This is a genomic window from Chryseobacterium glaciei (genome assembly GCF_001648155.1).
Classification (GTDB): Bacteria; Bacteroidota; Bacteroidia; order Flavobacteriales; family Weeksellaceae; genus Chryseobacterium; species Chryseobacterium glaciei.
Map to the genome: position 1 here is coordinate 3,612,992 of NZ_CP015199.1, position 11,692 is coordinate 3,624,683.

The following is an 11,692-nucleotide window of genomic DNA, read 5'->3' on the forward strand; positions in this document are numbered from 1 at the left end:
GTGAAAAATATTCGTGCAATTCGTGTTTAAATAAAAATTTAAAAAAGATTATTTTTACTCCATGAAAAAGCTTTTCCTAATAATAACAACTGTAATTTCCACCTACTCATTTTCGCAACAATCTGATTTTCTTAAAATAAGAAAATACAGAGTAAATTATCTTGATGAAAAATTAAAGGAAACATCAGGATTAAGTTTTTTCAATGAAAAACTATACACTTTCAATGACAGTGGAAATTCTCCCGAACTTTTTGAGATTGATAAAAACTCTGGAAATATTCTCAATACCTTAAAAATTAATGCTAAAAATAAAGATTGGGAAGCGCTCGCAAATGATGGAAAATACTTCTACATCGGAGATTTTGGGAATAATGGAGGAACAAGACGAGATCTTGAAATCAATAAAGTTCCTTTTCAAAATAATGAATTGAAAAATGATTCTGTTAAAATAATTTCATTCTATTATCCAGACCAGACAGAATTTATTCCTAAATACACCAATACTGATTACGATGCAGAAGCAATGATCTATTTAAATGGAAAACTTCATATTTTTTCAAAAGAATGGGCGTCAAGATCGGTTTCACATTATATTGTTGATCCTGAAATTTCAGAAAAACAAAAAGCCGAAAAAATAGAATCTTATAAAACTAATTTCGTTGTTACAGATGCTTCTTATTTCGATAAAAAGCTTTATTTGATAGGCTATACAAAGAAAACAGAAGTATTTTTGGATGTCTTTGATGAAACAGAATCCGGAATCTTTTTTAAGCAAACTCCAAAGCATTATTATCTCGGAAGTTCTTTGTCAATCGGGCAGATCGAGGGCATTGCTGTTGATGAAAAAGGAGTTTATATTTCTGGTGAAAAATTCAGTTCGCCGTTGGGAGGAGCAAAGCAGAGTTTTTATTTTATTCCGAAAGATAAACTCTAAGATTAATTTCACTTAAAATTGACTGAAAAAAATTATCTTTGTGAGATTAATAATTATTATCCATCATTCGTAGATTTTGGCAAATATTGTAGAAGACATCAAACACCCGATCAATGAGGAAATGAAACTTTTCGAACAGAAGTTTTATGAATCAATGCAAAGCAAAGTGCCTTTATTAGATAAAGTAACTCGTTTTATCGTTACTACTAAAGGAAAACAGATGCGTCCGATGTTTGTATTTCTTTGTGCAAAACTAATTGGCGACGTCAATGAGAAAACTTTTCGTGGAGCTTCCATGATCGAGCTTATTCATACAGCGACTTTGGTTCATGATGATGTGGTGGATGAAAGTTTTAAAAGACGTAATTTTTTCTCAATCAATGCGTTGTGGAAAAATAAAATTGCGGTTTTGGTAGGAGATTATCTTTTGTCGAAATCAGTTTTATTATCTACAGACCATAAAGACTACGATCTGTTGGCCGTTATTTCAAGAACGATTCGTGAAATGTCTGAAGGCGAGCTTCTTCAATTAGAAAAAGCCAGAAAATTAGATATTACGGAAGATGTTTATTATGAAATTATCCGTCAGAAAACGGCTACTTTAATCGCTGCCTGTTGTGAAATTGGTGTTTTATCCAATAACGCTGATGAAACTCTTGCCAAGAAAATGCAGGATTTCGGAACGTATACAGGAATGGCTTTCCAGATTAAGGATGATTTATTTGATTATTTAAGTTCAAATGTCATCGGAAAACCTGTAGGAATTGATATTAAGGAACAAAAAATGACCTTACCTTTGATTCATACCCTGAAAATTGCCAGCGAAAAAGACAAAAAATATTACTTTAATACGATAAAACGTTACAACAACGATCAAAAGCGAGTGAAAGAACTTATCGCTTTTGTTAAAAGTTCGGGCGGTCTGGAATATTCTATCAAAATAATGAAAGAATTTCAACAGAAAGCAAAAGAGATTCTTAATGAATTCCCTGATACTGAGGTTAGAAGATCTTTACACAACATGCTGGATTACGTTATCGAAAGAAAATTTTAATTATAAAATATTTACCATAAAAAAACGGAACTCAATGAAAGTTCCGTTTTTTGTTTATTTTATTTAAGATTTTAAATTTTTTGTATGGTCACGTTTGTCACATTTCCACTTCCTGTACCTCCTGTTTCTGTTGCTAATACAGTGGAAGTTGCATTTGAAGCTGCGGTAAATCGAACTTGGTAACCTGCAGTTGGTGCTACTATTAATGTTGTATAACTCATTAATTCTCCAATAGTTCCAGAAGTTGCAATAGCAGTATAATGACTTCCTCTTCCCAAGTAAGAAGCATCTGGTATTGGTCTTATCCCTAAAACTAACTGTGTCGTGGCAGCACAATCTGTGAAACTTGATTGTAATGTAACAATATAGTTTCCTGGTTGGTTGAAAGTCAAGGTGCCAGTACTTGTATTATAGGTGTAGTAAGGAGAAGTTGATAACGGAGAACTAAATAATAACGTTGTTACTGTACTTACAGCGAGACTTTGTGCTGCTGCTAAACGTGCATGAAATAAGCCATAAGCATTAAAGTTAATAGTTTTCAAAACACCAGTAGCATCTGCAACAACAACTCTATCTGTACCTCCAATACCTACATTTGTATTAATATCACGAATACGGGCGTTACCTGAAGCAATATCTAATTTCTCCGTAGGAGTTATCGTTCCTAAACCAAAATTTCCTGTTGAAGTTACAACTGCATCATTAAGCTGTTGAGCAGTAGTTGGTATACCAGTTGCTGCATTATCTTTGGCTCCGTCTACGTGTAAAGCTGTTTGTGGGTTACTTGTTCTGATACCAACTTGGGCGTAATTAATACCACTAATTAATAGTGATACAATCAAAATAATTTGTTTTTTCATTGTGTATGTTTTGTAAAATATTTTACAAACATAGTAGTTTTTTTCGATAAAAAATAAATATTAATTGCGTTTAGTGCTTATTTATTGCGAATTATTCAATTATTTCACTTAAAATTGATGTATTTTATAAATTAATTCATTTTATTATGAATTGTTTTATTCTTGTTGTTCCTGAGCATGGTAGCTTGCTTAATTAAAAGTATGATAGATTTATCACAGAACTATGAAGTTATTGTAATCTTTATTTAAAATTTATATTAAAAAAATCACGAAATATTTTTTAATAATTAATTAAAACAATCCAGATTTATATCAGAATGTCTTAATTTTTATAGTGAAAAGTTTCGAATTATTATGTTAAATCGTTTGTTTTGTTGAAAATTTAAAACTAAATAATCCTTACAGTTACAATTATAACAGCCAAAACAATACAAAATAAAGCGATTAAAAATAAATAATCCGCAATGGTCTCAAACTTACTTTCTTGCTTATCATTTGTTGTTCTGATGGCCAAAAATGAGAAGAAACAACTGCATGCAAAAAAGATACATGCTACACCTGCAAATTCGTCTAAATGGGTATTGCCACTTATTTTAGTGATCTTTAAGGAAGTGATAATTAGCAATGAAAATCCTAAAAGGTTACTCGATGCGTTAAGAATATGACCCGACTTTTTTTCCATCTTTACAAATTTATTCTAAGATAAACACAATTTTTTTTATTATCAAATTTTTAAAAAAGATTATTAAAAATTAAAATTAATTTAAAAAGTGTATATTAGCAAAATACTTCGAAAACTAAAAATTTTTTATATTGGCTATGCAAACAACCTATATTGAAACTCAGCAGATTTCCTTTCAAGATTTTAAAAATCAAATACTTGGAGACTATAAATTAGGAAGAATCTCTCGTGAAATGTCCTACTTGGGCAGAAGAGAAGTTCTTACAGGAAAAGCTAAATTTGGTATTTTTGGTGACGGTAAAGAGTTACCACAGTTGGCAATGGCGAAAGTTTTCAAAAATGGAGACTTCCGTTCAGGATATTACAGAGACCAGACTTTTGCACTAGCTATTGATGCTTTGACAGTTGGAAGTTTCTTTGCACAATTATACGCAGATACAAGTGTTGAAAGAGAGCCAGCATCAGCCGGAAGACAGATGAATGGGCACTTTGCAACAAGAAGCTTAAATGAAGACGGAAGCTGGAAAGATCTTACCGCTCAAAAAAATATCTCATCGGATATTTCTCCGACAGCCGGACAGATGCCTAGATTATTAGGATTGGCTCAGGCTTCAAAAATATATAAATCAGTAAAATTTGAAGGTTCTGAAAAGTTCTCAAAAGAAGGTAACGAAGTTGCTTTTGGAACAATCGGTGATGCTTCTACAGCAGAAGGTCATTTCTGGGAAACTTTGAATGCTGCTTGTGCACTTCAGGTTCCTATGATCGTTTCTATTTGGGATGATGGTTACGGAATTTCAGTTCCAACCAAAAATCAGAGAGCAAAAGCGGACATTTCAGAAATGTTAAGCGGTTTCCAAAGAAAAGAAGGCGAAAACCAAGGTTGTGAGATCATTCAGGTGAAAGCTTGGGATTATCCTGCATTATTGGATGCGTATGCAAGAGCGGAACAATTTGCAAGAATGGAGAGCGTTCCTGTGGTAGTTCACGTAATTGAAGTTACACAGCCTCAAGGTCACTCGACATCAGGATCTCACGAAAGATATAAGAATGAAGATCGTTTAGCTTGGGAATCTCAGTTTGATGGATTGGTAAAATTCAGAGAATGGATCTTGAATTATTCAATCGAAATTGAAGGAAAAGAAGAAATCATTGCTTCTGTTGAAGAATTGGATGCAATAGATGAAGAAGCAAAAAAGACTGTAAAAGCCGGACAAAAATCAGCTTGGGAAAGTTATCAGAAAACGATTACGGATTTAATTCAATCAGTTTTACCTTTAGTTGAAAATATTAAAGGACAAAATACTGAAATTGAAAATTATATCAATCAATTCAATAAATTAGTTTCAAAAGCTAAGAAAGATGTTTTCCATTTGGTAAGAAGATCTTTATTGGCAACAAGAGGAACAAATTCTGCAGAAAGAAATCAATTGATGCAGAAATACAATGAGATTTTTGAGGTAGAAAAGGATAATTATTCTTCTCATTTATATTCTCAGTCTCAGTGGAAAGCTGAAAATGTTAAAGAAATCAAACCAGTTTATTCTGATGCTTCGGAAGATGTAGACGGAAGAGTAGTGGTTAGAAATAATTTCGATAAAATATTCGAAAAATATCCTGAAACTTTAGTCTTTGGTGAAGATGCCGGAAATATAGGTGATGTAAACCAAGGTCTTGAAGGAATGCAGGAAAAATATGGCGACGTTCGTGTTGCTGACACAGGAATTCGTGAAGCTACAATTCTTGGTCAAGGTATCGGAATGGCGATGAGAGGTCTGAGACCAATCGCTGAAATCCAGTATTTAGATTATATTTTATACTGTTTGCAGGGAATGAGTGATGATTTGGCGACGGTTCAATACAGAACAAAAGGCGGTCAGAAATCACCTGTAATCATCAGAACGAGAGGTCACAGATTGGAAGGAGTTTGGCATTCAGGTTCTCCAATGGCAGGAATTTTAAACCTTTCAAAAGGTATTTTGGTATTAGTTCCAAGAAACTTAACGAAGGCTGCCGGATTCTACAACACAATGCTTCAAAGTGACGATCCATCAATCATTGTTGAATGCTTGAACGGATACAGATTAAAAGAAAAACAACCTGATAACTTAGGTGAATTCACTGTTCCTGTCGGAAAAATCGAGGTTACAAAAGAAGGAAAAGATGTTACGTTGGTAACGTACGGTTCGACTTGGAGAATTGTAATGGATGCAGCAGAAGAACTAGAAAAACTTGGAATCTCTGCGGAAGTTATTGATGTTCAGTCATTAATTCCTTTCGATTTAACGAACGAAATTGCTGAAAGTGTAAAGAGAACCAACAGGTTAGTCGTAATCGACGAAGATGTGGAAGGTGGAACCTCAGCGTTTATTCTTCAACAAATTTTAGAGAAGCAAAAAGCATTCAGATTCTTGGATTCTGATCCGTTGACAATCGCTGCAAATGATCACAGACCTGCATATGCAAGTGATGGAGATTATTTCAGCAAGCCATCTTCTGATGATATGGTTGAAAGAATTTATGCCCTATTTAATGAAACAAATCCTGAGAAGTATCCTGCGATATTTTAATTGGAATTTTAGATAAATTTTGAAACCGCTTTCTTTTGGGAGCGGTTTTTTTGTTTATATTGTTTAAGATTATTTAAATTAAAAAGTAATGAGAATCAGTTTTTTATATTTATTTCTAATATTGGTAATGATAAGTTGTAAATACGATAAAAAAGAAGTTTTATTGGCAGACAGAGAAGCTCCTTTAGGTTGGATATATCTGAAAATGTATGATAATAAAAGCTTTGAATTTATCTCTCAAGGAATGTTGCGAGATAAAGAAGTTTATCAAGGAAATTATGAATTAAAAAATGATACTATTTACTTTACATATCAAGATTCTATTCCTAAAGCCGGTTCCAAAGCAATAATAAATAGAGGTTTTGTTAATTATCTAAACGGAAGTTATCCGGAAAGTGTGCAAATAAAATTGAATCATCTTTCAAATAAAAAATAAATGACTATCCAACTTCAACAGCCTTATTTACTTTTTTCTCAATCAAATTACAATCCTTATCATATTGTACTTCCTTATTATCAAATTTCGCTTCCCATTCTTCCAGCAAATATAAAATAGGCAACAGTGCCAATCCCTTTTCTGTCAAAGAATATTCAACTCTTGGAGGAAGTTCTTTAAACTCTTCTCTGATGATCAATCCGTCGGTTTGCATTTCTCTTAACTGATCGGTCAGAACCTTTCTTGAGATCACATTAATTCGTACGGCAAGCTCTCCGAAACGAAGTTTACGGTCTTTGATAACCAATACAATGATCGGTTTCCACTTGCTTCCCAAGGCAGACATTGCTTTGCCTAGAGGGCAGCTGTATTTCATTAATTCACTCTTTACCATACGTTACTTTTAAGTTACTAATGTAAGTTACTGCGAAGTTACCACTTTTTTTCTTCATAAGATACAAATCTGAACTATTATTAGTTACTTTGTGTAACAATTTAAAAATGTTAAATATAAAATAATTGCAAAATGAGTATAGACGCATTATTTAGTCCATTTAGTTATAAAAATCTTCAACTTAAAAATAGAGTGGTAATGGCTCCGATGACAAGAGCTCAATCTGATAACGGAGTACCCACTCAGCAAATCGCAGATTATTACGCAAGAAGAGCGGCTTCGGAAGTAGGTTTGATCCTTTCTGAAGGTACAGTAATCAACAGACCCGGTTCAAAAAACATGCAGAATATTCCTGATTTTTACGGAACTGAAGCATTAAACGGCTGGAAAAACGTAATCGACGCTGTTCATGAAAATGGCGGTAAAATGGGACCTCAAATCTGGCATGTAGGCGATACAAGAAGTTCTGAAGATTATCCATTAGTTGATATGGAAAAAGCTTCTACAATGACGTTGGAAGATATTCAGGATACGATTGCTCAGTTTGCAGCTTCTGCAAAATCGGCTAAAGATCTTGGATTTGATGTTCTTGAAATTCACGGAGCTCACGGATATTTGATCGATCAATTCTTTTGGGAAGTAACCAATACAAGAACAGACGAATATGGTGGTAAAACATTAAAAGAAAGAAGCAAATTTGCTGTTGATATCGTTAAAGCAATGAGAGATGCAGTTGGACCAGACTTCACTATTATTATCCGTCTTTCTCAATGGAAACAACAGGATTATAAATCCAGATTGGCAACAACACCAGCTGAAATGGAAGAATGGTTGTTACCTTTAAAAGAAGCGGGAGTAGATATTTTCCACTGTTCACAACGTCGTTTTTGGGAACCTGAATTTGAAGGTTCTGACTTAAACTTTGCAGGTTGGGCTAAGAAAATCACAGGACAACCAACAATCACGGTAGGTTCTGTAGGTCTTGAAGGAGATTTTATGGGAGCATTTGCAGGACAGGGAACTGAAAAAGCAGATTTATCAGAATTAATAAAAAGACTGGAAAGAGGAGATTTTGATCTTGTTGCAGTCGGAAGAGCGCTTTTACAAGACCCTGAATGGGTGAAAAAAGTAAAAGAAGGAAATACAGACGATCTTTTAAACTTTTCAGCTGAAAGTTTAGGAGTTCTTTATTAAAAAAGACAATTATTGAGTTGTGAATTTACTTCGCTCTTAGACTATTAGCTTGGTAAACCATTGACAATTCACTTATTTATATTAAATTTTCTACCTAATTATTTTTTTAAACAAAAACCGCCTCCGGAATTTCTGAAGGCGGTTTTTAGTTTTGATATTTGAATTGATTTAAATTGAATTTTAACTTTTTTAACCACAAAAGCCACAAAAGTTTTTTTGATTAGTTTGTTTTACAATACGAAAATAATAAAGTTGACAAAAGAAGAAAATCAAAGATTTTCAAAAAACTTATGTGTACTTTTTAACAGTATGAGTTTTACTTAAAAATCTTAAGTGTTAAAATCTTTTGTGACTTTTGTGGTTTAATTTTTTATCTAAGTTAAAATAAGTTCAAAAACAAAACCGTTCCCAAAAAATGAGAACGGTCTATTAACAGATTTAAATATCTAAAATTGTCAAATAAATGACAACAGTGATTTCTTATAAACCAATATTTTCAGTTGGTTTTAATTGCTTTAAAATATTCTTTGGAATCGCATTTTTGTGAACCAATATCGCCGTCGATTTGTACTCAACATAAGGTCTTGTTACATAAAGATATCCTTCAAAATCGTTGGTTACACCCCAAGAGTTTTTAACCATATAATATTCTTTTCCAGACTGATCTTTTGCCAATCCTACGATGTGCATTCCGTGATCATCGGTTGTAGAAAGGTTATTCAAAGCTTTTTGACGCATATCTTCTGTGATCGTTTTGTCTTTTTTAGGCTCAGTGAATAAAGTTCCTTTGTTTTCTGCATTGATTTGGTCTAATTCCATGTCCGGAACATAAGCCACCCCATTTTTATATGAAAAATAAGGCTCAGAAACGTCAGTTGCCCAACCTACAGAATATCCTTTGCTTACTGCATTATCAACGATTGCTGTAATGTCTTTCATTGGAACATTCCAGTCAGAATCATGACTCCAGTTATCAGGAATTGGAACTACAAATTTCTGGTAATATGGATAATCTTTGTAAGAAGAAATTTCTACATAATCTTCAGGATTAATACCTACAACTTCCTTAGCAAAAGTCTTTGGAGTGTAATTTTTTCCGTCATATGTAAAGTTAGCAGGAACTTTTCCTAAATATTCGTCTAAGATTGCATCTACAGAATCCATCCAGTTATCAGAAAGTTTTCCTTTTGTAGCTGCCTGAACTAAGCTATCCAAAACAGGCTTCAATTTATCCTGCATTTCTTTGAAATTGTTGGTTGTTTGACCGTTTTTCAAACCTGTATAAGCTTCCTGAGGTACAGCTCCGTACTTTTTATACATGTTGACAACATCATGTAATTCTCCTCCGTCTCCCCAGCTGATTGCTCCGTTATTAAGAACGTATAATTTTGCTTTATCGTGATAAGAATTCCTTGCTGTAAAAATTTCTGCCAAATCAACAGGTTTTTTACCCATTCTCTGCATTTCAGATTCAAGGAAAGAGTTTCCTGAGTAGCTCCAGCAAGTTCCTGATGAACCCTGATTTTTTACTGAAGTTGCCCCCACGTCCTTTAAAGTCGTGAATTTAAAATTGGCATTTTGAGATTGATTGTTTTTTAACTTATTGATTAAGTCATCTTGTGCAAACATCATACTTCCTGCAGACAAAACAAAAAGTAATGATGCAATTTTGTTATTTTTCATTACTATAAAAAGATTATTTATATGAATAGTCGGTAAGTTATAAGATATGTTACAAAGGGAAAAGTTAAATTTGAAATGAAAGTTTTTTATGAAAAGGTGAAATTTTAATTCAATATTGATTAAAACGGTCTTTCTAATCTTTCCCAGCTTAGTCTTTTAGCTTAATTTTAAAAAAAGTTTATCATGTTTCCAACCTTTTTGAAATTTTCTGCATCTATACTAATATAAAGCCTGACTATGGAAAGTGAATTACTGTTAGAATGTCAACGGAACGACCGCAATGCACAGCGGAAAGTTTACGAAAAAATGGCGGGAAAATTATATTCGGTCTGCAAACGCTATCTTAAAAACGATGAAGATATTGAAGAAGTATTGGCTGATACGTTCTACAAAATCTTCACTAAGATCGATCAACTGCAAAATCATGATATTTTCGAAGGTTGGGCAAGAAAAATTGCTGTAAACGAATGTCTTCAGAAATTAAGAAATACCAAAGCTCTGCATATTGAATTGGAAGACAGCCACGCTGAATCTTCTGATACAACGGATACTATTTCTTTTGAAAAAGATATTTTGAGTTTATTAAACTTCCTTCCAGAAGGATGCCGTGCGATTTTTAATCTGTTTGCGATTGAAGGTTATCCGCACAAAGAAATTGCGATGATGCTTTCAATAAGTGAAGGAACTTCAAAATCACAACTCAATTTTGCCAGAAAAAAATTACAGGAACTTTTGATCAATCAAAACATTTAAACTTTTAAGACAATGGAAAATAATCACGATATCGATAAAAAATTCAATGAGGCTTCTAAAGATGTAGAGGAACCTGCGACTTTTCCGGGTTTTGATAAAGTTTGGGCTAAAGTTGAAGAGAAATTAGATGAAAAAAAAGAGAAAAAAAGAATTCTACCAATCTGGCTTCCTTACGGAATTGCAGCGAGTTTAATGATCGGCGTAGGAGGATTTTATTTTTTGAATAAAAAAGTAAACATAACTGAGTCAGCAAAGCCTGTTATTGCAAAAAATACGGAAATTCCTAAAAGTACAATTGCTCAATCTGAGAAAATTCAGAAGATAGATGAACTTGTAAAATCAAATATTGAGGAGGAAATTTCAGTGCCAAATCCTGTAGCTAAGCTTGAGGATTATGCTGTTAATTCAGTGTCTGTACCTTCTCCATCTCCTGTTTATAATGATGTACCACAAAATATTCAAGCGTCTCCACCTCTTGCTCCGTATAAAACCGACACTTTAAAACAAAGTAATATTGAAGAAGTTGTTGTAACTGGTTTAAGAATGAAAAAAGCAAAAAAAGATATTACATCTTCGGCACAAACAATTTCTTCTGCTGAAGTTGAAAAAAAATCTAATAATCCGCTTTTAAGTTCTTTACAGGAAACTTCGGAAGCAGAATCTCTTACACCTGATAACGGAGTTAATCCTGAGGTTATAGGTTACAATAAATCCAATATAAAGAGGAATGTTGCATCAGTTCCGAGATTGGCAGAAAAAGTAGGAAATAAATATTTTACAAACTCATTGCAAGGATCAGTTTCTGGGCTTACAATCAATATGGGATCAGGAAAAATTGATTCCAATAACGCGATTGTTATTCGTGGAGTGAGCTCGGTCAAAGAAGAGGCAAATCCTTTATATATAATCAATGGAGCTGTTTCTGATGTTGCAAAATTCAAGAGCTTAAATCCAGATTCGATTGACACCATGACCGTTTTGAAGGGTGAAAAAGTAACTTCAATCTATGGAAGTAAAGCCGTAAACGGAGTTATTGTAGTGGAAACCAAAGATGCTTCAAAGGTGAAAGATGTAAATGAAAAAAAACATTTAGAAAACAAGGAAAAACCATAGTCCACTCGCGGATTTATTA

General features: G+C 33.2%; 11 protein-coding genes. 7 read left to right on the top strand and 4 right to left on the bottom strand.

Annotated features, from left to right (window positions below; genetic code table 11):
- The first annotated feature begins 61 nt into the window (after positions 1-61).
- Together A0O34_RS16305 and A0O34_RS16310 are read left to right on the top strand one after the other, a co-directional pair.
- Entirely contained in the window at positions 62-934 is an 873-nt protein-coding gene (locus tag A0O34_RS16305; protein WP_066756892.1) for a hypothetical protein, read from the top strand.
- A gap of 76 nt (positions 935-1,010) precedes the next feature.
- Positions 1,011-1,988 (top strand): polyprenyl synthetase family protein, encoded by a 978-nt coding sequence (locus A0O34_RS16310; protein ID WP_066756896.1) that lies wholly within the window; start codon positions 1,011-1,013, stop codon positions 1,986-1,988.
- A 71-nt stretch (positions 1,989-2,059) separates the two neighbouring features.
- On the opposite strand, the gene A0O34_RS16315 is transcribed toward A0O34_RS16310, so the two are convergent.
- Positions 2,060-2,830, bottom strand: coding sequence for a hypothetical protein (locus A0O34_RS16315; protein WP_157886044.1), 771 nt, complete (start codon positions 2,828-2,830; stop codon positions 2,060-2,062).
- A gap of 406 nt (positions 2,831-3,236) precedes the next feature.
- The gene (locus tag A0O34_RS16320) at positions 3,237-3,530 is read right to left on the bottom strand and encodes a hypothetical protein (RefSeq protein WP_066756909.1); all 294 of its coding nucleotides are present in this window, start codon (positions 3,528-3,530) and stop codon (positions 3,237-3,239) included.
- Between the two features lie 137 nt (positions 3,531-3,667).
- Between A0O34_RS16320 and A0O34_RS16325 the strand changes: the two genes are divergently transcribed.
- Positions 3,668-6,100, top strand: coding sequence for an alpha-ketoacid dehydrogenase subunit alpha/beta (locus A0O34_RS16325; RefSeq protein ID WP_066756911.1), 2,433 nt, complete (start codon positions 3,668-3,670; stop codon positions 6,098-6,100).
- Between the two features lie 163 nt (positions 6,101-6,263).
- Positions 6,264-6,536, top strand: a complete 273-nt coding sequence (locus A0O34_RS16330; protein WP_157886045.1) for a hypothetical protein — start codon at positions 6,264-6,266, stop codon at positions 6,534-6,536.
- Between the two features lie 4 nt (positions 6,537-6,540).
- On the opposite strand, the gene A0O34_RS16335 is transcribed toward A0O34_RS16330, so the two are convergent.
- A complete protein-coding gene (locus A0O34_RS16335) occupies positions 6,541-6,930 on the bottom strand; it encodes a winged helix-turn-helix transcriptional regulator (protein ID WP_066756915.1) in 390 nt (129 codons plus the stop codon).
- A gap of 132 nt (positions 6,931-7,062) precedes the next feature.
- Here A0O34_RS16335 and A0O34_RS16340 point away from each other — a divergent pair, with 132 nt between their 5' ends.
- Positions 7,063-8,124: an NADH:flavin oxidoreductase gene (locus A0O34_RS16340; RefSeq protein WP_066756918.1), complete on the top strand. Its 1,062-nt coding sequence runs from the start codon at positions 7,063-7,065 to the stop codon at positions 8,122-8,124.
- Between the two features lie 480 nt (positions 8,125-8,604).
- On the opposite strand, the gene A0O34_RS16345 is transcribed toward A0O34_RS16340, so the two are convergent.
- Positions 8,605-9,807: a C1 family peptidase gene (locus tag A0O34_RS16345; protein WP_066756921.1), complete on the bottom strand. Its 1,203-nt coding sequence runs from the start codon at positions 9,805-9,807 to the stop codon at positions 8,605-8,607.
- Positions 9,808-10,044: 237 nt separating this feature from the next.
- On the opposite strand from A0O34_RS16345, the gene A0O34_RS16350 reads away from it, so the two are divergent.
- Positions 10,045-10,560 carry an RNA polymerase sigma factor gene (locus A0O34_RS16350; protein ID WP_066756925.1) on the top strand — a complete coding sequence of 172 codons (516 nt, stop codon included), beginning with the start codon at positions 10,045-10,047 and terminating at the stop codon, positions 10,558-10,560.
- A 12-nt stretch (positions 10,561-10,572) separates the two neighbouring features.
- Positions 10,573-11,673, top strand: a complete 1,101-nt coding sequence (locus tag A0O34_RS16355; RefSeq protein ID WP_066756927.1) for a TonB-dependent receptor plug domain-containing protein — start codon at positions 10,573-10,575, stop codon at positions 11,671-11,673.
- Positions 11,674-11,692: the final 19 nt, after the last annotated feature.

Coding starts and splice junctions, on each gene's coding strand:
- A0O34_RS16345 (WP_066756921.1), bottom strand. CDS start 9,807: ATGAAAAATAACAAAATTGCATCATTACTTTTTGTTTTGTCTGCAGGA.
- A0O34_RS16335 (WP_066756915.1), bottom strand. CDS start 6,930: ATGGTAAAGAGTGAATTAATGAAATACAGCTGCCCTCTAGGCAAAGCA.
- A0O34_RS16320 (WP_066756909.1), bottom strand. CDS start 3,530: ATGGAAAAAAAGTCGGGTCATATTCTTAACGCATCGAGTAACCTTTTA.
- A0O34_RS16305 (WP_066756892.1), top strand. CDS start 62: ATGAAAAAGCTTTTCCTAATAATAACAACTGTAATTTCCACCTACTCA.
- A0O34_RS16340 (WP_066756918.1), top strand. CDS start 7,063: ATGAGTATAGACGCATTATTTAGTCCATTTAGTTATAAAAATCTTCAA.
- A0O34_RS16355 (WP_066756927.1), top strand. CDS start 10,573: ATGGAAAATAATCACGATATCGATAAAAAATTCAATGAGGCTTCTAAA.
- A0O34_RS16350 (WP_066756925.1), top strand. CDS start 10,045: ATGGAAAGTGAATTACTGTTAGAATGTCAACGGAACGACCGCAATGCA.
- A0O34_RS16325 (WP_066756911.1), top strand. CDS start 3,668: ATGCAAACAACCTATATTGAAACTCAGCAGATTTCCTTTCAAGATTTT.